Origin of the sequence: Synechococcus sp. CC9605 (genome assembly GCF_000012625.1) — a bacterium.
Lineage (GTDB): Bacteria > Cyanobacteriota > Cyanobacteriia > PCC-6307 > Cyanobiaceae > Parasynechococcus.
Map to the genome: position 1 here is coordinate 1073207 of NC_007516.1, position 20574 is coordinate 1093780.

A 20574-nucleotide genomic window follows, 5' to 3' on the forward strand; every position below is an offset into this window, starting at 1 on the left:
GCTCAACCGCGCAGCTGATTCAGCACCTGCTGTGCTTCACGCACGTGGGCCGGGCCATCCAAGAGGTTGCTGAAGGTGTGACGGATCACCCCCTCGCCGTCAACGATGTAGGTGACACGACCGGGCAGCAGACCAAGGGCTTTGGGCACACCCATTTCGCGGCGCAGGGCGTTGTTGCGGTCGCAGAGCAGAGGAAACGTGAGGTTGTGGCGGGTGGCGAAACGGCGGTGGCTGACGGCGTCATCACCGCTGATGCCCCAAACCTCTGCATCGAGGGCAGCAAAGCTCTCTGCGTTGTCGCGGAAGCTGCAGGCTTCAGCTGTGCAGCCGGGGGTGTCGTCCTTGGGATAAAAGAAAAGCACCAGCCAGCGGCCCTGCACAGAAGCGGGAGTGCGAAGGTCACCGTTCTGATCCTCCAGGCTGAAGGAGGGGAGCCGGTCGCCGATCCCGAGGGCCATCACATTGAAATTAAGTGGCTGAACCCTAGGCAGCATGCACCTTGCCCGGGGCGGGAGAATCAGGGGCGGGAGGAGACACTGCGCCATGCCTGAACAGCTCGATTTGCTTGCGGGGTTTTCAAGGCCTCAGGCGGAGCCCCAAACAGCCGCATCGCCGATGCCAGCTTCGCCAGCTGTTGACCCTGAGGCCAAGGATGATCAGCACGAGGATGCGCCAAAGGCCTCCCCCACCACCCTTCTGATCATTGACACCGAGACCTCCGGTTTGGATCCGCAGCAGGACCAATGCCTTGAGCTGGGCTGCATTTTGTTTGATGTGCCGAGTCGTTCGGTGCTGGCCCAGCAATCGTTTCTCCTCCCGGTGGACTCCAACGCAGCAGAACCGATCAACCGGATCCCCGCCGCCGTCACCCGCCGCCCCCAGCCCTGGCGGGAGGCGTTGGTGTGGTTTGAGCATCTGCTGGACGCTGCTGATCTGCTGGTGGCCCACAACGCGGCCTTCGATCGCCAGTGGTTCGGTCTGGGTGTGGTGCCGGCCACCGCAACACCGTGGCTCTGCACCATGGACGACATCCGCTGGCCGGCGGAGCGTCAGTTGCGTTTGCGGCCGTCGGTGCGGGACCTTGCCCTGGCCTACGGCGTTCCCGTCTGGGCGGCCCACCGCGCCCTCAGCGATTGCATCTACATCGCGGATGTTTTCGCCCGCTGTGACGACTTGGAGCATTTGTTGAAACGGGGCCTGGAACCCCGCCAGTTGATGCGTGCCCGGGTGTCGTTCGATGAACGCCATTTGGCGAAAGCAGCGGGGTTCCATTGGAACGATCCGATCAAGGGGGCCTGGACCCGGCGTTTGAGTGCCCGTGAGGTGGCGGAGCTTGAGTTTCCGGTCGCGCCTGTTGAGCTCGAAGCCGATCGCCTCAGTGCCTGAGCCTGCGCATTTGCTTCAGCATTCCGAAGCGTCTGGGTGATTTTGCAGAGAGTGCTGCTGAACGCAGCAGGCTGAAGCCATGACGGCTTTTCTGCATCCCCATCAACGCCCCATCCGCTTCCGCCTGCGTCAATGGCAGCAGGTGCGCACCTGGGCGCGTTTGATTCGTGAAGCCGAAGCGCTCTGGCATGTGGATGTGCGTGCCATCCGACGCATGGGGGCTGATGAACTCAGCCAGTTGATTGAGGAGGTTCCCACTCCTCACCGCAAACGGGTGAACCGCTGGTTGCGCTGTTACTCGGTGGCAACCCGGCTCACGGTCGCATCCACCGTCGTGCCCACCGCCTGAGCCTGGATCAACGACGCGGGAGGATGGAGCAAATCACCTAAACGGTTTTGGCACATCGTTCCCTGGTTGCTTTAAGCCTGAGCGTTCTCGCTGTTGGCCTCGCTGCCTGTGGCGGCAGTTCCAGTGTGTCCAGCCTCAATGCGGCCGGGGCCTCCTTCCCCGCCAAGGTGTACCAGAGCTGGTTCGCTGATCTCGCCGGCTCCGGCGGAATCAAAGTGAATTTCCAGGCGGTGGGGTCCGGGTCCGGCCGCAAAGCCTTCATTGATGGCACGGTGGATTTCGCCGCTTCAGACGACCCGATCAAGGAGGCTGACCGCAAGCAGGTGAGCCAAGGGGTGGTTCAGATCCCGATGGTGGGGGGAACGATCGCCTTCGGATACAACAAGCCTGGCTGCAAGCTTCAACTCACCCAGCAACAGGCTGTGGAGGTGGCCACCGGCGCCATCAGCGATTGGAAGGATCTCGGCTGCGAAGCGGGCACGATCACCTGGGTGCATCGCTCGGATGGCTCCGGCACAACCAAGGCCTTCACCAACTCGCTGCAGACCTTTTCACCGGATTGGACCCTCGGCAGCGGTAAATCGGTGAAGTGGCCGGTGGGCGTCGGTGCCAAGGGCAACTCGGGCGTTGCCGGGGTGATCGACAACCGGGTTGGCGCGATCGGCTACGTGAATCAGTCGTACATCAAGGGAAACGTGCAGGCTGCTGCGTTGCAGAACAAATCCGGGGAATTCCTCAAGCCCTCCGTGGAGGCTGGTGCCAAAGCCCTGAACGGCATTGAGCTTGATCAGAACCTGGCGGGCAGCAACCCCAACCCCTCCGCTGCTGGTGCCTACCCCATCGCAACCCTCACCTGGGTGTTGGCCTATGCCGAGGACAATGGCGCCAAAGCCGAAGCTGTGAGGAAGGTCTTCAACTACCTGCTGGACGACGCCACTCAGGAGGGTGCTGCGGCCCTGGGCTTTGTGCCTCTCCGGGGCAACATCCTCGAAAAATCCCGCAGTGCGGTGGCAGGGATTCAGCCTTGAACCCGAACCCTTGATTGGCTGAACGTCATGCCCCGGTTTGGATGGCCAAACCGGGGTTTTTTGATGGTTTAAACAGGGTTTTATGGCTCCTTAACCTTCGTTAATGGGCGCATAACGACAGGTGGTTTGAGTCCCGATTAGGTCTTGGTTGCTACAGCCTCGTTCCTCTTTCGGTTGTCGTAATGCGCATTGCACAAAAGGCCCTTCTCGCCTCGTCCCTGCTTGTCCTCGGGGCAGGCATGTCAGCTTCGGCAGCTCCCAAGCTGAACGGCGCTGGCGCCTCCTTCCCGGCCAAGATCTACCAGCGTTGGTTTGCTGACCTGGCCAAGTCTGGCGGCCCTCAGGTCAACTACCAGGCCGTGGGGTCCGGTTCCGGCCGCAAAGCCTTTATCGACCAGACCGTGAACTTCGGTGCATCGGACGATCCGATGAAGAAGAAGGACATGGCCAAGGTCACCCGTGGTGTGGTCCAGATCCCAATGGTGGGTGGCACCATCGCATTCGGTTACAACAAGCCCGGTTGCAACCTGAAGCTTACCCAGAAGAAGGCCGTCAAGGTCGCCATAGGCATGATCAAGGATTGGAAGGAGCTCGGTTGCAAGCCCGGCACCCTCACCTGGGTGCACCGTTCCGATGGCTCTGGCACCACCAAGGCCTTCACTAACTCCATGCAGGCCTTCTCCACGACCTGGACCCTCGGCACCGGTAAATCCGTGAAGTGGCCCGCTGGCGTGGGCGCCAAGGGCAACTCAGGTGTGGCTGGCCTGATCCAGAACCGTGAAGGCGCGATCGGTTACGTGAACCAGTCATACATCAAGGGCAAGGTGGTTGCCGCCGCTCTCCAGAACAAGTCCGGTGAGTTCCTTAAGCCCTCTGTGGCTGCAGGTGCCAAGGCCCTTAATGGCATCAGCCTGGACAAGGACCTGGCTGGCAAGAACCCAAATCCCACCGCCAAGGGTGCTTATCCCATCGTCACCCTTACCTGGGTTCTGGCGTACAAAACCGGTAACGGTGACAAAGCCAAGGTGGTGCAAGACGCTTTCAATTACATGCTGAGCGACGCTGCTCAGAACAAAGCTCCGTCCCTGGGCTTCGTTCCCCTCAAGGGCGACATCCTGGCCAAGTCCAGGGCCGCTGTGAACAAGATCGGCAAGTGATCTTGGCTTGAATTGGTTTTTCCAGACCAAATATCAAAGGGCCCCTCGAGGCCCTTTTTTTATGGGCTGAATGATTCGAATGGCGATCAGTGTTAGAGCCTTCTTAACCGAATCTCTCCCAGCTCTTTGTTGGGAATCGATGTTGTCCTCAATACAGTTTTCCTGGATTCACGGGATTCCAAATGCTTGCTACTCCGTCGGCTGATCTGAGTTCAACAGCTCTTGGTTTCAAGGCGTTTCTTGAAAACAGCTACGACAATCGCAATGTTGTTCATGTCACCTCGGGAAGTTTTGTTCCTCTGCTGAAGAACAGCGTTTGGTTTGTGGTGCGCGGCATGGTGAAGCTGGGGGCGCTGTCGGTGCATGGCGATGAGCTGGTGCTGGGCATGGTTGGCCCCAACGAACCCTTCGGTGCCGCATTCACCAATGTGGAGGCCTATGAGGCTGTAGCGCTCACCGATTGCGATCTGCTCTGCTGCAATCTGGCGGAGCTGGAGCAGTCTCCCGAATTGGCGCTTGGTCTTGCCAAGGCCATGGCCGCCCGCTACCGCCAGGCGGAGTCGCTCCTGGCCCTGCTCGGGCTACGTCGCGTTGAAGAGCGGGTGCGGGGCTTCCTGGAGCTGCTCGCCAAGGACTTTGGCGAACCTTGTGAGGCCGGGTTGCGGCTCAACCTTCGCCTGACCCATCAGGAGATCGCCAGTGCCCTGAGCACCACACGGGTCACCGTGACCCGCGTTTTGGGGCAGTTGCGGGATGAAGGCTGGTTGCAGATTGATGCCTCCAGGCATCTGGTGGTGAGCGGCACCGGCCGCCGCTGAAGGCACAAAAAAAGAGCCGGCAAAATTGCCGGCTCAAATCCTGAAGTGATGATGTTCAGGTGGGGAAACAAGACGGTTGAATCGGAGCGGCGGGATTTGAACCCACGACCCCCACTACCCCAAAGTGGTGCGCTACCAAGCTGCGCCACGCCCCGTCAGATTTAAGTTATCACAGTGCATCCCGGCGTCTGAGTCGCCTGAGCAACCGAGTGGTGAGCTGGTCTCTCGTAGCGGATCCGTACTGGTACATGCGCAGTTCTGAAGCGGCCTGACGAAGCTCAGCCAGGGTCATCGCCGCCAAACGCAGTTCGGGCAGAGTGCGCCAGGCTCTCGAACGCATCGGGAGTGAGGCAGAGCCTTTGGCCTGGCCCAGATTCAAGGTTCCATCCGCCAGCCATTCGGGGATGAGCACCACCAGAACGGCGATCAAGCCATAGAGCTCCACCAGCCCCCTCGGCAGGGGATGCAGTTGTCGCTCTTCGTATGGATCAGGCCGTTCACTCACTGCAGAACGGAGGGGTCCTTCTCCATCCACGATCGCACCAAGAAGAGGTGTGCCAGTTGGCGGGTGGTCAGATTGCCAATGGTGTTGTTTTGGATGGAGGCGTGTCCCGCCAAAGCACCGGAGCCTGCTGCTTTCGGTTAAGCGACACACTGCCAAGGATCAGGCCCAGCACAAGGATCAAGGTGAGGGCGATGGCCAGGATCACCTGCCGATCACTCCAGGGCTCGGGCATGACATGGTTCGGGGTCTTCCCCATCCTGGCCGAATCAGCCGATCGCGATTGGGCTGTTGTCGGATCGAAGCACGCAGTGGTTGATGGACCAGTCGTATTTGTCCCAAACCTGCTTAGGCAGTTTGTAGTTCGATCCTTCGAATTCCCCCAGGAGCGTCTGGGTCGGCATGGCGGAGCAATAGGGGCGGCTGCCCGGTTTGGCCAGGTACTGCTGGTGGTAATCCTCGGCGAAATAGAAGGTTTGGTCCGCCAGGATTTCGGTGGTGATGGCTCCGTAGCCCTTGGCCGAAAGAGCGACTTGATAAGCATCTCGGCTGGCCAGGGCCAGTTGCAGATGCTCCGGATTGAACGTGTAGATGGCCGATCGGTATTGGCTGCCTGTGTCGTTGCCCTGCCGGTTGCCCTGGGTGGGGTCGTGGCACTCCCAGAACAGTTTCAGCAGGTCGCTGAAGTCGAGAGCGGGCCGGCTCCACACCACACGCACCACTTCGGTGTGTCCCGTTCTGCCGGAGCAGACCTGGTTGTAGGTCGGTTGCTCGGTCTGGCCGCCCGCGTAGCCCACGGCGGTGCTCACCACCCCTGGGAGTCGCCAAAATCCTTTTTCAGCGCCCCAGAAGCACCCACAGGCAAAGATTGCTTCCTCCTGGTCGGCCATCAGTGGGGCTTTCAGCGGCGTTCCCAACACGGCGTGTGTTGCCGGTGCAGATGATTCGGCGCCGCCGCGGGGAGACAGCCAGGAAGGAAGCATGTTGATTGCGTCGATCTGCTGAGCTTAGGCAGCTGATTCAATGCAGTGATGCTGCCGTGTGAACGGCAAACAGTGAACGTCCCTGTGATTGCTCTGCAAATGAGGGATGCAAGCAACGACTCAAAAGTTCGTTTTGAGGAGAGTATCTTTTTTGGGCAATGTCGTTCAGGTTGGGGTCGATTCTTTTGTCTGTAGTTTTCGGCCTGAATCCTGCTGTAGCTGAGACGTTTTCAAGCAAGTCGGAGCTTCAGGCGCGTTTGGCATGCTGAAGCATGGAGAACGCCATCAGGGGTTGAGGAGATTGTGCTGCTGGCTGGAATATGTCCAGCCAGCAAGATGAATGTGATGGATCAATCAATAACGAGCCATTGATTGATGGCTTGTTGATTCAAAAAGGTGTGTCCCCAAGAGGAAAATAGTCTGTTTTTTCTGTTGAAACAGTCATCTCGCCCGCAGCAGACATTTCTGCTGTGGGCCGATCAAGGAACATTGGCCTCGTTCTGCCGAACCATCTTGGGGTGGCCGTGGCGGAGGGGGTGGGCCTAAGACGCGTTGGCTTCACCTTCAACGGGGTTGAGCTGAATGTGATTCAGCAGCGTTGTGACGAAGGCGAAAAGCAGAAACGGCAGGCTGAGCACCAAGATCAGCCCCACGCCCACCAGCGCAAACACCGGTCGCGACGAGCCCATCAGGGCAAGTCCCGCAGCAAGGCTTACAAAAATGACGGCCATCCAGGCCAGCACCTGTCCGTAGATATCGCCAAAGGTGAGCGTGCAGCGCACCGCAAAGGGGGATCCGCTGGTCATAGGCAAGGAGTTGCCTTCACAGCTAAGCCACGGACGTTGCTGTTGTCAGAAACCGCCCGGGGATTCTTCAGGAAGCCAACGCATCCAGCTGTTGCGAAGCCTGCTGACGCTCCCAGAGACGTTTGTAGACACCCGGCTGATGAATCAAGGCGTTGTGGTGTCCCTGTTGAACGATCCGTCCGTTTTCCATCACCAGGATGCGATCACAGGCCGCTGCGGCTGAAAGTTGATGGCTGATCATCACGATGGTTCGATCATCCTGAGCACGGATCGAATCCAGAATCGCCGCTGCTGTGTTGTTGTCGACGCTGGCCAAGGCGTCGTCGAGAACCAACACCGGCGCCGACATCAGCAAGGCCCGGCCCAGGGCTGTGCGCTGACGCTGACCACCACTCAACGTGATGCCGCGTTCCCCAACGATGGTTCCGAAACCATCGGGGAAGCCCTTCACGTCATCAGCCAGGCGGGCTTGGTCGGCCGCCATTTCAACCCGCTGATCACTGGCCTCAGGCTCGCCATAGCGGAGGTTGTCCGCCAGGGTGCTGGTAAACAGAAAGCCCTCCTGAGGAACGATCGCCACATCACGGCGCAACGACTTCAGGGGCATCTGGGTGACATCCACGCCATCCAGGAACAGCTGTCCGGGTTCGAGTGGAACCATGCGACCGAAGGCCCGAGCCAGCGTCGTCTTGCCGCAGCCCACGGCCCCCACCACAGCCACCAACTCCCCTGGCTCGATGCAGAAGCTCAAGCCATTCAGGGTGTTCTGTTCAGCACCCTCGTAATGCACCGTCAGGCCGTGGGCTTCAAAACGCCCACGGCGTTTGGTCGGTGGATGGGACTGAACATCAGAGGGATCCGGGTCTTTGATCTTTGGTTCCCGTTTCAGCAACTCCTCCACCCGCTCGAGGCTCACCTGGCCGGTCTGGAAGGTGTTGAGCGTGAATCCCAGCAGAGCCGTTGGGAAGACAAGCTGCTCCACGTAGAGGATCAGGGCCACCAGTGCCCCAATGCTCAGACGACCGGCTTCGAGCTGGCCGCTGCCGATGGCCAGCAGCAAAAGAACAGAGAGGGAGGAAATGCCCTGCAGCAGTGGAAACAGGGTGCTTTGGGTTTTCGCCAGCCGGATGGCGCTGTCGCGGTAGCGGCGGTTGCGTGTGGCGAATGCCTCTTGTTCCGCTTCCTCCTGGCCGTAGATCTTGATGGCCCCGATTCCCGAGAGATCCTCCTGAATCAGGTTGCTGAGGGCGGAGAGTTCTTCCTGTTGCTCACGCTTCTGACGCATCATGCGCCCGCCGAACAGGCGCACTGAGATAAGCATCACGGGGTAGAGACCAACGGCGGCCATGGTTAGCCACGGATCGATCGCCAACATCGCCGGCAGCGTCAGCGCATAGGCCAGCAGCGTGTTGGTGAGGCTGAGAATCGCGAAGCCAAGCAGGCGTCGGATGTTTTCCACATCGCTGGTGGCGCGACTGATCACTTCACCGCTGCCCTTGATCTGAATCCAATCGGGTTCCTGGCGCAGCATGTGCTCGAACAAGCGCTGACGCAGATCCACTTCCACCTGGCGACCCACGCCGAAGATGAGTTGTCGTGAGGCCAGCCGGATCACACACATGGTGCTGGCAAGCAGCACAACCCATCCCGCCTGGCGAAGCACGCCGGCGTAACTGAATCCCTCCTGCAGCTCGTCCACAACGCTGCGCACTTCCATCGGGATCGTGACCCGTAGAACGTTGACCACCACCAAGGCGATGGCGCCCAGCAGCACCGTGCGGCGGTGGGGACGCAGATAGCGGCCGATCAGGTCGAGACGAAGGGCGGCCATGCGAGCTCGTGAGTCCCGTTGGCAGGCCAACTTAGGCATCCGGCTTCAACGGCTGGTCGTTTGCCGCTGATCTGAGTGATAGTGGGAATGTCCCCATCACCTGGCCCGGAGTGCCTTGCACCCCGGGTTTTTTACTGCCAGCTTCCCTCAATGTCCTTAGACCCCCGTTCCTGGTCCGGTTGCTTGGAGCATCTGCTGCAGGGCAACAACCTCAGCTCAGACGATGCCACTGCCCTGATGCGTGCCTGGCTGGCTGAACAGCTCGAGCCTGTGCAGACCGGGGCGTTCCTGGCTGGTCTGAGGGCCAAGGGGATGGTGGCCGATGAGCTGGCTGCCATGGCGGCTGTCCTGCGCGAGGCCTGCCCCCTTCCCTGCTCCCGGCCCGATCTGGCCATGGTCGACACCTGCGGTACCGGTGGTGACGGTGCCGACACCTTCAATATCTCCACGGCTGTCGCCTTCACCGCCGCGGCTTGCGGGGTCAACGTGGCCAAGCACGGCAACCGCAGCGCCAGCGGCAAAGTCGGCTCAGCCGATGTGCTTGAGGGGCTCGGTCTCAACCTCAAGGCTCCGTTGAACAAGGTGGTGGAGGCTTTGCCGGGCACCGGTGTCACCTTCCTGTTCGCTCCCGCCTGGCACCCAGCTCTTGTGAATTTGGCGCCGCTGCGACGCAGCCTGGGGGTGCGCACGGTGTTCAATTTGCTCGGCCCCCTGGTCAACCCGCTGCAGCCCCAGGCGCAGGTTCTTGGCGTGGCCCGACCGGAGCTTCTCGATCCCATGGCGGGAGCTCTGCAGCAATTGGGCTTGAGCCGTGCGGTTGTGGTTCATGGTGCTGGGGGCCTCGATGAGGCTTCCTTGGCGGGTCCCAATACCTTGCGGCTGATTGAATCCGGGGGCATCACCACAAAAGATGTGTCTCCTGAAGACCTGGGACTGAAATGTGCCGGTCTCGATCAGCTGCGTGGTGGCGACTGCGCTGTGAACCAGCAGATCCTTCAGAACGTTCTGCAGGGACAGGGTTCCCAGGCGCAAACGGAGGTGGTGGCCTTCAACACAGCACTGGTGCTCTGGGCTGCCGGGCTGCAAGGCGAGCTGCCGGCTGCTGTTGCTCAGGCTCTGGCTGTTCTCAACCAGGGCAAGGCCTGGGACAAGCTTGTCGCTCTGCGGGATGCCCTGTCCGACGGAGATGGAGAATGAATGACTGATGACCTGCGGCGGCCCTTCGATGCCCGATTCCCCATCAGACAAGGCTTATCTCGTCCTTGCCGATGGCACGGTTCTCACCGGTGTCGGCTTCGGCCATCGCGGCACCACCATCGGTGAGGTGGTGTTCAACACCGGCATGACCGGATATCAGGAGGTGTTAACGGACCCCTCCTACGCCGGGCAGCTGGTGAGCTTCACCTATCCCGAACTTGGCAACACTGGGGTCAATGCTGACGACCAGGAAGCTGATCGCCCCCATGCCCGTGGCGTGATTGCTCGGCAGCTGGTCCCATTGCCCAGCAACTGGCGCTGTGAACAGACCCTTGAGAGCTGGATGCAGACCCATCAGCTGGTGGGCATCAGCGGTTTGGACACCCGCGCTTTGGTGCGGCATCTGCGTGAAGTTGGGGCGATGAATGGTGTGATCAGCAGTGATGGCCAGACCCCGGCGCAGTTGCTGGAGCTCCTGAAGCAGGCCCCGTCGATGCAGGGTCTGAACTTGGCGGACCGCGTCACCACCAAGCAGCCTTACCAGTGGAACCAGGCCTGCTCTGTGGGCTTCGATCAACGCTTGCAGCGCCGCAGCGACGCGCCCTTCCGCGTTGTCGCCATCGATTTCGGCATCAAGCGCGCCATTCTCGATCGCCTCGTTGCCCACGGCTGTGATGTCACGGTTCTGCCGGCAGACACGGATCTGGCCACGGTTCGCTCCCATCGCCCGGATGGTGTCTTCCTGTCCAACGGCCCTGGCGACCCGGCGGCTGTGAGCCAGGGCATTGCTCTGGCCAAGTCATTGCTGGACGAGTCCGATCTGCCGCTGTTCGGGATCTGTCTGGGGCATCAGATTCTTGGTTTGGCCCTCGGTGGCGAGACCTTCAAGCTCCCCTATGGCCATCGTGGTTTGAACCACCCCTGTGGCACCACAGGCCAGGTTGAGATCACCAGTCAGAACCACGGTTTTGCCCTGTCCGCCGACTCCCTGGACCAAGGCGTCGTGGACGTCACCCATTTCAATCTGAACGACCGCACCGTGGCGGCGATTGCTCACCGCCAGAAGCCCGTTTTCGGGGTGCAATACCACCCGGAAGCCAGTCCGGGCCCCCATGATGCGGATCATCATTTCGGCCGCTTTGTGACGCTGATGGCCGATCGCCGTTGATCAGGTGGTAGCCCACGCTCAGCGTCACTACACTTCGTGCCGATGATGCCTGGGGGGCTTGATCCCATCAGCGAACTGCAGCGACTGACCGTCTCTCTCCGGGGCGGATTCGAACAGAAAGATGGCTGTTTGGTGTTTCATTTCACCGGCCAGTTGGATGCGTACTCCGAGAAGCAGTTCATGGAGTACGTGGTTGATGTCTTGAAAGCCAACAAGCTTTCGGCTGTTCTTGACCTCAGCAAGATCGATTTCCTGGATTCATCCGGTCTTGGTGCCCTGGTGCAGCTGGCCAAGCAATGCACGGATTCCAAGCGGTCTTTCTTGCTGGTTGGGAACACCAGGGTGTCGCAGACCGTGAAGTTGGTGCGTCTTGAGGAGTTTCTCCATCTAGTGGAGGATCTTCCGACAGCTCTGAACCAGCTGGCCGCTTGAGCGACTGGATACGCAACCAGGGTCCCAGCGGCATCTACGAACCGTTGGGACCACTGCAACTGGCTTGGATTGGCGATGCCGTCTGGGAGCTGCACCAACGGCTGCGCCATGGAGCAAGGCCTGGGCGCTCTGATCAATTGCACCGGGCTGTGGTGGCCGATGTTCGTGCTGATGCCCAGTCCCGCCTGCTGAGCTGGTTGGAAGCCCATGAACTTCTCAGTTCAGAGGAACTCGACCTGGTGCGTCGCGGCCGCAACAGTGCCGGTCGGGGTCCACGGCGTGCGGACGCTGCGGTTTATGGGAGGGCCACAGGATTTGAGACAATGGTGGGCTGGCTGTTTCTGAACAAACCAGCCCGGCTTGCGGAGCTCTTCGATCACCTGGAGCAAGCCGGATCCAACCCATAACGTTGCCTCGCACACCATGAGCCCTCGCTTTGAACGCCGCTCCAGCGGCCCATCCCGCGATGGACGTTCGGGGCCAGGGGGAGGTGGGGGCGGTCGACCACCAGGAGGAAGGCCGGCGAGTGGACGAGCATCCGCTGGCCGCTCCTCGATGGGGCGATCTGATAGCGGTCGCCCCATGCCCAGCAACCGTCGTTTCGATGGTGGTCGTTCCCCTTACGCCAAACCAGGGCGTGATGGCGGCGGTTATCGCGAACGACGCGCTCCACGGGATGGAGAGTGGGACCAGTCGCGAGGTGGTGACCGGCCCGGTAACCGCTTTGCTGAGCGTTCCGGTGATCGACCCGGTTATCGGTTTAAGGAGCGGTCTGGGGGTCGTTTCGGTGATCGACCAAGTGATCGATCCGGAGAACGTTTCGGTGATCGCCCGAAAGAGCGGTTCGGCAACCGTTCCCGTTCCTTCGACCGAGATCAGAACGCTTCCCGTTCGGGCTCTCAAAACGAACGCTCAGGGCCTGGACGTTTTCGCGATCGCAACGATCGGTACGGCGACCGCCGTCGCTCCGGGGATGAGCGGCGCCAACCGTCCCAGCGCTCCAGATCTCGCTTTGACGAGGCTCGTCCTCAGCGGCCGGATGCAGCACCGGAGGCTGCAGCGGCCACTCCGCCAGCGGACGATCTGATTTGGGGGCGTCATGCCACCCAGGCCGCCTTGGAGGCCGGACGCCCCATCCATCGCATTTGGTGCACTGCGGAGATGCGCAGTGCCTCCAAATTCCTCCAGCTCCTGCGCGATGCCAAGGCTTCGGGGGTTCTCGTGGAAGAGGTGACCTGGGCCAGGCTCGGACAGATCACAGGTGGGTCCGTTCACCAGGGCATCGCCCTGCAGACGGCGGCGGCGGAGACCCTTGATCTCGACAGCCTCATCGAGGGCTGCTCGGATCTGGGGGAACCCCCCTTGTTGGTGGCTTTGGACGGTGTCACCGACCCCCACAACCTCGGGGCGGTTGTTCGTTCCGCTGAGGCCATGGGAGCCCACGGTGTTGTGATCCCCCAGCGCCGCAGTGCTGGCTTGACCGGTTCCGCTGCCAAGGTGGCGGCTGGAGCCCTGGAACACCTGCCTGTGGCCCGCGTGGTCAACCTCAATCGGTCCCTGGAAAAGCTCAAAGACGCCGGCTACAGGGTGGTGGGTCTTGCCGCAGAAGGGGATGTGACCCTCACCGATGTTGACCTCAGTGGGCCGATGGTGCTGGTCACCGGATCCGAGGACCAGGGCCTGTCGCTGATGACCCGGCGCCATTGCGACCAGTTGGTTCGCATCCCGCTGCGGGGCATCACACCGAGCCTCAATGCCTCTGTCGCCACAGCCCTTTGCGTGTACGAGGTGGCCCGGCGCAACTGGATGAAGGACATTCACGGCCAAGCACCGTCGCCGCCGATTAGGAGGCCCAAACTTGCGGGTGCTGAATCGCCTGTTGAGGCAATTGAGGCGTCTGAGACGGCTGTTTTGTCTAAACAGCCTGCTGTCTCTGAACAGCCTGAAGCTCCTGTGGAGAAGGCCCCGGAACAGCGGATTGAACTGGATCTGAACCCATCGAAGCCGGATGCTGCTTTGTCGTTCGATCAGAACATCCAGCTATCTCCCTGAAAACAGCGCCGAAAACACGATCTCGGGGCACAATGCCCCAAGGTCCTGTTCCTTTCATGAGTCCCCTGATTCGGCCGCTGCGCAGCCTTGCCAATGGCTTTGGAGTCGCTTGGTGGGCGCGTGTTCATACCTCAGGCCCTGATGTGACCTATTGGTTCGGTCCCTTCATCACCCGCAAGGGGCTGGAGACCGAGCTCAGCTCCTTCCTGGACGACGTTAAGTCGGAGCAACCCCAGTCGATCAGCCATTCCCTGCTGCGGACTCGGCGCTCCGAGCCCCTCACTATCTCAGCTGAGGGCCGATCCTGCTGCTGATAGCGTCCTTGCTGCAATGGATCGCAGGGACATGACGATCAGCGCGTGGCGTCAGCAACTGCAGAGCGGCGAGGTTTCCTCCCGCGAGCTCGTTGATCAGCACCTCAAGCGGCTAGAAAGTTCTGAGCCTTCGCTGAACGCTTTTGTTGAAGTCACGGCCGATCAGGCCCGTGCTGAAGCGTCCCGCATTGATGAAGCCCGGGCCGCCGGAGAGGCGCTTGGCCCCCTGGCGGGATTGCCACTGGCGATCAAGGACAACCTCTGCACCAAAGGTGTTCGCACCACCTGTTCCAGCCGCATGCTCGAGCAGTTCGTGCCGCCCTACGAATCCACGGTCACCGAGCGGCTCTGGCAAGCCGGAGGTGTGTTGGTGGGCAAGACAAATCTGGATGAGTTCGCCATGGGTGGCTCAACCGAAACGTCCGCGTTCGGTGCCACACAGAACCCCTGGAACACCGCCCATGTGCCGGGTGGAAGCTCCGGTGGCAGCGCAGCGGCTGTCGCCGCCGGCAGTTGCGTCGCTTCCCTTGGTTCCGACACCGGTGGTTCCATCCGCCAACCGGCATCCTTCTGTGGAGTGGTGGGCCTCAAGCCCACCTATGGACGCGTCAGCCGTTGGGGTCTGGTGGCCTTTGCCAGTTCCCTCGATCAGGTGGGTCCATTCGCCGGCAGCGTTGCTGATGTGGCCGAACTGCTTCAGGTGATCGCCGGGCCCGACCCCCGCGATTCCACTTGTCTTGATGCGGCGGTTCCTGTTTTCAGCGACGGCCTAAGCCAGTCCATTAAGGGCCTTAAGGTGGGCTTGATTAAGGAGTGCTTCGACGCCGAAGGCCTCGATCCTGAGGTGAAAGCATCGGTGCAGGCCTCTGCTGCCCAGCTTGAGGCTCTTGGTGCTGAACTGGTGGAGGTGAGCTGCCCCCGGTTCAACGACGGCATCGCCACTTACTACGTGATCGCCCCATCGGAGGCGTCCGCCAATCTGGCGCGATACGACGGTGTCAAATATGGCTTCCGTGCCGAAGATGCCGAGAGCCTTGCCGCGATGACGGCGCGAAGCCGAGCTGAAGCATTTGGCGCTGAAGTGCAACGACGAATCCTGATCGGCACCTACGCCCTGTCCGCCGGATACGTCGATGCCTACTACAAAAAGGCGCAGCAGGTGCGCACCCTGATCCGGCGGGACTTTGATGCTGCCTTCAAGAGTGTGGATGTGCTGCTCACGCCAACAGCGCCCTCCACGGCCTTCAAGGCTGGCGCCCACGCCGACGACCCTCTGGCGATGTATCTCGCTGACCTGCTGACGATTCCGGTCAACCTGGCTGGACTCCCGGCCATCAGTGTTCCCTGTGGATTCAGTGCGGCGGGTCTGCCCATCGGGATGCAACTGATTGGCAATGTTTTGGATGAACCGCGTCTGCTTCAGGTGGCCCATCAGTACGAGCAGGCTGCGCAGGTGTTTGCATCACGCCCGGAAGCTGCGCTGGTTCCCTGAGTTGCGCCACATGTGGGGGCTTGTGTTCCCCCTGAACGCTGGATCTTGCGTCAGGTCCTAACCTGACCCCATGGCTTTCGTTCCTCTCCACAACCACAGCGACTACAGCCTTCTCGATGGCGCGTCGCAGTTGCCGGCCATGGTGGAGGAGGCGAAACAGCTGGGCATGCCTGCCATCGCCCTGACAGATCACGGCGTGATGTACGGCGCGATTGAGTTGCTGAAGCTCTGTCAGGGAACAGATCTCAAGCCGATCATCGGCAACGAGATGTATGTGATCAACGGGTCCATTGACGATCCGCAACCCAAGAAAGAGAAGCGATATCACCTGGTGGTGCTGGCCAAAAATGCCACCGGTTACCGCAACTTGGTGAAGCTCACCAGCATCAGCCACCTGCGGGGAATGCGGGGACGCGGGATCTTCTCCCGTGCCTGCATCGACAAGGAGCTGCTGAAGCAACACAGTGAAGGCCTGATCATCGCCACGGCCTGCCTCGGAGGCGAGATTGCCCAGGCGATTCTGCGGGGTCGCCCCGATGTGGCACGCAAGGTGGCGGCTTGGTATCAGGAGGTCTTCGGCGACGACTACTACCTCGAGATCCAGGACCACGGATCTCCTGAGGATCGGATCGTCAACGTGGAGATCGTCAAAATTGCCAAGGAACTCGGCATTCAGATCGTTGCGACCAACGATGCCCACTACCTGAGCAAGCAGGACGTTGAAGCCCACGATGCCTTGCTCTGCGTGCTCACCGGCAAGTTGATCACCGATGAGAAGCGGCTGCGTTACACCGGCACCGAATACATCAAAACCGAAGAGGAGATGGGCCTTCTCTTCGGGGATCACCTCGAGCCTGAGGTGGTTCAGGAAGCGATCGCCAACACCGTCAAGGTGGCCGAGAAGGTGGAGCCTTACGACATCCTTGGCCGCTATCAAATGCCCCGCTTCCCCATCCCCGAGGGCCACACCCCCGTCAGCTACCTGCGTGAGGTGACGGAGCAGGGATTGCGGGATCGGCTCGAGCTCAGTCCTGAGGCTTCCTTGCCCGACGACTACGCCGAGCGCATGGCCCATGAGCTCAAGATCATGGAGCAGATGGGATTCCCCACCTACTTCCTGGTGGTCTGGGATTACATCCGTTTTGCACGGGAACAGAACATTCCCGTCGGTCCGGGTCGTGGCTCCGCCGCAGGGTCGCTTGTCGCGTACTGCCTGGGAATCACCAACATTGATCCGATCACCAACTGCCTGCTGTTCGAGCGCTTCCTCAATCCGGAACGCAAGTCGATGCCTGATATAGACACTGACTTCTGCATCGAGCGTCGTGGTGAGGTGATCGACTACGTCACTGAGCGCTACGGCGAGGACAAGGTGGCCCAGATCATCACCTTCAACCGGATGACGTCAAAGGCGGTTTTGAAGGATGTGGCCAGGGTGCTCGACATTCCCTACGGCGATGCCGACCGTCTGGCGAAGCTGATCCCGGTGGTTCGCGGCAAGCCCGCGAAGCTCAAGGCGATGATCGGTGAGGAATCCCCCAACCCCGAGTTTCGCGAGAAATACGAGGCGGATCCAACGGTGAAGCGTTGGGTGGACATGGCGATGCGGATTGAAGGTACCAACAAAACCTTCGGTGTTCACGCAGCTGGTGTGGTCATCGCTGCTGACCCCCTCGACGAACTGGTGCCGTTGCAGCGCAACAACGATGGTCAGGTGATCACGCAGTACTTCATGGAAGACGTGGAATCCATGGGTCTGTTGAAGATGGATTTCCTGGGGTTGAAGAACCTCACGATGATCGAAAAGACCCTCGAACTGGTGGAGGTCAGCAGTGGCACCCGTGTCGATCCCGACAAACTGCCGCCCCAGGATGAAGCGACCTTTGCACTTCTGGCGAGAGGTGATCTGGAGGGGATCTTCCAGTTGGAATCCAGCGGAATGCGGCAGATCGTGCGTGATCTCAAGCCGTCATCCCTGGAAGACATCTCCTCGATTCTTGCCCTCTACAGACCGGGTCCCCTCGATGCTGGCCTGATTCCCAAATTCATCAACCGTAAGCACGGCCGGGAGGCGATCGACTTCGCCCACGCGATTCTTGAGCCGATCCTGTCCGAGACCTACGGGATCATGGTGTATCAGGAACAGATCATGCGGATCGCGCAGGATCTGGCCGGCTACTCCCTGGGTCAGGCCGACCTGCTCCGGCGGGCGATGGGCAAGAAAAAAGTATCCGAGATGCAGAAGCACCGCGGCATCTTCGTTCAGGGTGCTGGAGAGCGCGGCGTTGATGAAAAGGTCGCCGACGAACTGTTCGACCAGATGGTTCTCTTCGCTGAATATTGCTTTAACAAGAGCCATTCCACGGCCTATGGAGCCGTCACGTATCAGACGGCTTACCTGAAGGCGCACTACCCGGTCGCTTATATGGCGGCCCTGCTTACGGTGAATGCCGGAGCTGCCGACAAGGTGCAGCGCTACATCTCCAATTGCAATGCGATGGGCATTGAGGTGATGCCTCCGGATGTGAATGCCTCACTCACCGATTTCACTCCCAATGGCGATCGGATCCTGTTCGGACTCTCCGCCGTTCGCAACCTTGGTGATGGTGCGATCCGTCAATTGATTGCTGCCCGCGATAGCGATGGACCCTTCCGCTCTCTGGCGGATCTGTGCGACCGGATTCCGTCCTCGGTGCTCAACCGTCGTGGTCTGGAGTCGTTGGTTCACTGCGGTGCCCTGGATGCCATGGATCCGCAGGCCAACCGTGCTCAGTTGATGGCTGATCTGGATCTGCTGCTCGACTGGGCCTCCTCACGGGCCAAAGACCGAGACAGCGGCCAGGGCAACCTCTTTGATCTGATGGCTCCTGCCGCCGATGCCGATGGGCCGGCGGATCTCAGCCATGCACCCAAGGCGGCACCGGTGACGGACTATCCCCCAACGGAGAAGCTTCGTCTCGAAAAAGATCTAGTGGGATTCTACCTGTCCGATCACCCGCTCAAACAGCTCACACCCTCTTCGAAGTTGCTGGCGCCCATTGGTTTGGGCTCTCTGGAAGAACAGCCAGACAAAGCCAAGGTGAGTGCCATTGCGATGGTGGCTGAAATGCGCCAAGTCACCACACGCAAGGGCGATCGCATGGCGATCCTGCAGCTCGAGGATCTCACCGGAAGTTGCGAGGCTGTGGTGTTTCCCAAGAGCTACGCCCGCCTTGCGGATCACCTGATGGCTGAGGCCCGCCTCCTGGTTTGGGCTGGCGTCGATCGGCGTGACGAGCGCGTCCAGCTGATCATCGACGACTGCCGCGCCGTTGATGAGCTCAATCTGCTGCTAGTTCAGCTCCCCTCTGATCAGGCCAGCGACATCGCCATCCAGCACAAGCTGAGGGAATGCCTCAACCAACATCGCCCCGAGCGGGATGAGCTGGGCGTGAAGGTGCCTGTCGTCGCCGAGGTGTGGCACGGCGATAGCGTTCGCTATGTGCGACTCGGCTCCCAGTTCTGCGTCAAGGACGTTGATGCAGCGATTGCTTCACTGCGAACCCATTCCTTTGCAGCCCGAAGCAGCGACCGCCTGGTGCTCTCCTGATCCTCTGATCAGGTGGGGCTGATCAACAAAGCATGATCAGGACTTTGATTGCTTTTGCTGCTGCTTCTGGGCCCGGATCGACTCCTTCATCCGCTGGATGTTGGGCTTGAAGTTCTCGAAGCCCAGCAGAGAACCCGGTTCTGGATCCCAGCTGGCGGTCAACACGCCAACGCTAAGGCCCACCAGACCCAAGAGGAAAAACAGTCCGGATCCCGTCAGCGTCAGACCAGGGGCAATGTCGGCAATGCCACGGGTCACGACGAAATAACTGCCAACAAAAACTCCCATCCCAGCGAGGGACGGGAGTCCTGCGAAGACAGCAACCCGGCGAGCCATCCGATCGGCCACGTAGCGAGGAATGGCCTCCTGCCTAGGCGTCCCTGAGGCAGGCTTACTTCCCTTCACAGACCCTTTGGGCTCGAAGGGAAGGGCATTGCGTTGCTCAGGCATGGGGCAGGTTGATCAGCCGCGGATGCCCAGTTTGGCGATCGTGTCGGCGTACCGTTGCTCGCTCTTGCTGCGCATGTAGCTCAGCAGGCGCTTGCGTCGGCCAATCATCTTGAGCAGCCCTTGGCGAGAGGAGAAGTCATGGATGTTGTTCTGCAGGTGTCTGCTGAGACGGTTGATCCGCTCACTCAGCATGGCCACCTGGACCTCGGCCGAACCGGTGTCGGTGCCGTGGGTCTGGTGGGTGTTGATCAGCTGTTGCTTCTCGGTGGTATCAAGCGACATGCGCGGGGTGCAACCCTGTCAGTGCAAACGGCAATCTTACCTTCGCGGGGGCCAGTTCAGGCCGAATCGCGGCTTAACCATTGAAGACAGCCTCGCAGCCACGCGTCTTGATCGTCTCCAGGGGGTGGGGGACCGTCCGAACCCTCGGCGATGGCACGAATGGCGCGACGAACTTCAAGATCGTCATACCCAAGCATTGAGAGGGTCGCTTCGACGTCAGCCCCGCTCTCCGGCATTTGTTCCGAGCTGACTCCCTCCGCGAGTGAAGGGGCTGGGTCCATTCCGGCAAATGCCGCAATGGAGGCCCGGAGCTCCACCGCCAGACGCTCAGCGGTGCGTTTGCCAATGCCTTGAGCCTTACAGAGTCGGCGTAGATCGCCGTTGCTGATCGCTTCGACAAGTTCTTGGGACTTGCATTCCTGCATCAGTGCCATCCCTGCTTGCGGGCCAACCCCGTTGACACTGATCAATTCTCTGAAAATATCTCGTTCTTGCGTTGATTTGAAACCGAAAAATTGCCAATTATCCGCGCTGATGCTCTGGTGAATCCAAAGTTGAATCGTTTGATCGTTTTCTAGGGTTAACCATTCACGTTGTGTTATTTGAACTTCGTAGCCAACACCGTTGCAGTTCAGAGTGATCTGACTTCGATTTCCTCGCTGTAGTTTGTAAACGATTAGACCCTTGAGCCAGCCAACCATGAATTGATACCAGTCACTATATCTTAGTTGAGACGCA

The 20574-nt window shown here is 60.3% G+C and carries 22 protein-coding genes and 1 tRNA gene; 13 read left to right on the forward strand and 10 right to left on the reverse strand.

Annotation, left to right across the window (positions count from 1 at the left end; translation table 11 throughout):
* Positions 1 to 2: 2 nt before the first annotated feature.
* Positions 3 to 458 carry a peroxiredoxin gene (locus SYNCC9605_RS05735; RefSeq protein WP_011364117.1) on the reverse strand — a complete coding sequence of 152 codons (456 nt, stop codon included), beginning with the start codon at positions 456 to 458 and terminating at the stop codon, positions 3 to 5.
* Positions 459 to 543: 85 nt separating this feature from the next.
* Between SYNCC9605_RS05735 and SYNCC9605_RS05740 the strand changes: the two genes are divergently transcribed.
* The 5 genes from SYNCC9605_RS05740 (at position 544) to SYNCC9605_RS05760 (ending at position 4738) form a co-directional block, all read left to right on the forward strand.
* Entirely contained in the window at positions 544 to 1386 is an 843-nt protein-coding gene (locus SYNCC9605_RS05740) for a 3'-5' exonuclease (RefSeq protein ID WP_011364118.1), read from the forward strand.
* 79 nt (positions 1387 to 1465) lie between these two features.
* Positions 1466 to 1735, forward strand: coding sequence for a hypothetical protein (locus SYNCC9605_RS05745; protein ID WP_011364119.1), 270 nt, complete (start codon positions 1466 to 1468; stop codon positions 1733 to 1735).
* A 47-nt stretch (positions 1736 to 1782) separates the two neighbouring features.
* Entirely contained in the window at positions 1783 to 2763 is a 981-nt protein-coding gene (gene pstS, locus SYNCC9605_RS05750) for a phosphate ABC transporter substrate-binding protein PstS (protein WP_011364120.1), read from the forward strand.
* A gap of 182 nt (positions 2764 to 2945) precedes the next feature.
* Entirely contained in the window at positions 2946 to 3920 is a 975-nt protein-coding gene (gene pstS, locus SYNCC9605_RS05755) for a phosphate ABC transporter substrate-binding protein PstS (RefSeq protein WP_011364121.1), read from the forward strand.
* Positions 3921 to 4102: 182 nt separating this feature from the next.
* Complete coding sequence (locus SYNCC9605_RS05760) at positions 4103 to 4738, forward strand: Crp/Fnr family transcriptional regulator (RefSeq protein WP_011364122.1); 636 nt, start codon at positions 4103 to 4105, stop codon at positions 4736 to 4738.
* A gap of 81 nt (positions 4739 to 4819) precedes the next feature.
* Here SYNCC9605_RS05760 and SYNCC9605_RS05765 read toward each other — a convergent pair.
* The 6 genes from SYNCC9605_RS05765 to SYNCC9605_RS05785 all read right to left on the reverse strand — a co-directional run bounded on the left by SYNCC9605_RS05765 (position 4820) and on the right by SYNCC9605_RS05785 (position 8860).
* Positions 4820 to 4893: transfer RNA gene (locus tag SYNCC9605_RS05765), tRNA-Pro, on the reverse strand.
* Between the two features lie 14 nt (positions 4894 to 4907).
* On the reverse strand, positions 4908 to 5243 hold the full coding sequence (locus tag SYNCC9605_RS05770; RefSeq protein WP_041434659.1) for a hypothetical protein: 336 nt from the start codon (positions 5241 to 5243) through the stop codon (positions 4908 to 4910).
* A gap of 67 nt (positions 5244 to 5310) precedes the next feature.
* A complete protein-coding gene (locus SYNCC9605_RS14620; protein ID WP_156783022.1) occupies positions 5311 to 5499 on the reverse strand; it encodes a hypothetical protein in 189 nt (62 codons plus the stop codon).
* A 10-nt stretch (positions 5500 to 5509) separates the two neighbouring features.
* Positions 5510 to 6223 carry a peptide-methionine (S)-S-oxide reductase MsrA gene (msrA, locus tag SYNCC9605_RS05775; RefSeq protein WP_011364124.1) on the reverse strand — a complete coding sequence of 238 codons (714 nt, stop codon included), beginning with the start codon at positions 6221 to 6223 and terminating at the stop codon, positions 5510 to 5512.
* 542 nt (positions 6224 to 6765) lie between these two features.
* Positions 6766 to 7029: a hypothetical protein gene (locus SYNCC9605_RS05780; protein WP_011364125.1), complete on the reverse strand. Its 264-nt coding sequence runs from the start codon at positions 7027 to 7029 to the stop codon at positions 6766 to 6768.
* Between the two features lie 67 nt (positions 7030 to 7096).
* Entirely contained in the window at positions 7097 to 8860 is a 1764-nt protein-coding gene (locus tag SYNCC9605_RS05785) for an ABC transporter ATP-binding protein (RefSeq protein WP_041435576.1), read from the reverse strand.
* Positions 8861 to 9010: 150 nt separating this feature from the next.
* On the opposite strand from SYNCC9605_RS05785, the gene trpD reads away from it, so the two are divergent.
* The 8 genes from trpD to SYNCC9605_RS05825 all read left to right on the forward strand — a co-directional run bounded on the left by trpD (position 9011) and on the right by SYNCC9605_RS05825 (position 19104).
* The gene (trpD, locus tag SYNCC9605_RS05790; protein WP_041434665.1) at positions 9011 to 10057 is read left to right on the forward strand and encodes an anthranilate phosphoribosyltransferase; all 1047 of its coding nucleotides are present in this window, start codon (positions 9011 to 9013) and stop codon (positions 10055 to 10057) included.
* A 7-nt stretch (positions 10058 to 10064) separates the two neighbouring features.
* Positions 10065 to 11225 carry a glutamine-hydrolyzing carbamoyl-phosphate synthase small subunit gene (gene carA, locus SYNCC9605_RS05795; protein WP_011364128.1) on the forward strand — a complete coding sequence of 387 codons (1161 nt, stop codon included), beginning with the start codon at positions 10065 to 10067 and terminating at the stop codon, positions 11223 to 11225.
* 42 nt (positions 11226 to 11267) lie between these two features.
* Positions 11268 to 11657 carry an STAS domain-containing protein gene (locus tag SYNCC9605_RS05800; RefSeq protein ID WP_011364129.1) on the forward strand — a complete coding sequence of 130 codons (390 nt, stop codon included), beginning with the start codon at positions 11268 to 11270 and terminating at the stop codon, positions 11655 to 11657.
* On the forward strand, positions 11654 to 12064 hold the full coding sequence (locus SYNCC9605_RS05805) for a Mini-ribonuclease 3 (protein ID WP_011364130.1): 411 nt from the start codon (positions 11654 to 11656) through the stop codon (positions 12062 to 12064). The genes SYNCC9605_RS05800 and SYNCC9605_RS05805 overlap by 4 nt, the downstream gene beginning before the upstream one ends.
* Positions 12065 to 12080: 16 nt before the next feature.
* On the forward strand, positions 12081 to 13709 hold the full coding sequence (gene rlmB / locus SYNCC9605_RS05810) for a 23S rRNA (guanosine(2251)-2'-O)-methyltransferase RlmB (RefSeq protein ID WP_011364131.1): 1629 nt from the start codon (positions 12081 to 12083) through the stop codon (positions 13707 to 13709).
* A gap of 56 nt (positions 13710 to 13765) precedes the next feature.
* Positions 13766 to 14023, forward strand: coding sequence for a DUF1816 domain-containing protein (locus tag SYNCC9605_RS05815; protein WP_041435581.1), 258 nt, complete (start codon positions 13766 to 13768; stop codon positions 14021 to 14023).
* A 16-nt stretch (positions 14024 to 14039) separates the two neighbouring features.
* The gene (gene gatA, locus SYNCC9605_RS05820; protein ID WP_011364133.1) at positions 14040 to 15515 is read left to right on the forward strand and encodes an Asp-tRNA(Asn)/Glu-tRNA(Gln) amidotransferase subunit GatA; all 1476 of its coding nucleotides are present in this window, start codon (positions 14040 to 14042) and stop codon (positions 15513 to 15515) included.
* Between the two features lie 70 nt (positions 15516 to 15585).
* A complete protein-coding gene (locus SYNCC9605_RS05825; protein WP_011364134.1) occupies positions 15586 to 19104 on the forward strand; it encodes a DNA polymerase III subunit alpha in 3519 nt (1172 codons plus the stop codon).
* 36 nt (positions 19105 to 19140) lie between these two features.
* Here SYNCC9605_RS05825 and SYNCC9605_RS05830 read toward each other — a convergent pair whose 3' ends face one another.
* The 3 genes from SYNCC9605_RS05830 to ruvA are packed head-to-tail and all read right to left on the reverse strand — an operon-like array spanning position 19141 to position 20537.
* On the reverse strand, positions 19141 to 19554 hold the full coding sequence (locus SYNCC9605_RS05830) for a PAM68 family protein (RefSeq protein WP_011364135.1): 414 nt from the start codon (positions 19552 to 19554) through the stop codon (positions 19141 to 19143).
* Between the two features lie 12 nt (positions 19555 to 19566).
* A complete protein-coding gene (gene rpsO, locus SYNCC9605_RS05835; RefSeq protein ID WP_011364136.1) occupies positions 19567 to 19836 on the reverse strand; it encodes a 30S ribosomal protein S15 in 270 nt (89 codons plus the stop codon).
* A gap of 56 nt (positions 19837 to 19892) precedes the next feature.
* Complete coding sequence (ruvA, locus tag SYNCC9605_RS05840) at positions 19893 to 20537, reverse strand: Holliday junction branch migration protein RuvA (RefSeq protein WP_011364137.1); 645 nt, start codon at positions 20535 to 20537, stop codon at positions 19893 to 19895.
* Between the last annotated feature and the right edge of the window lie 37 nt (positions 20538 to 20574).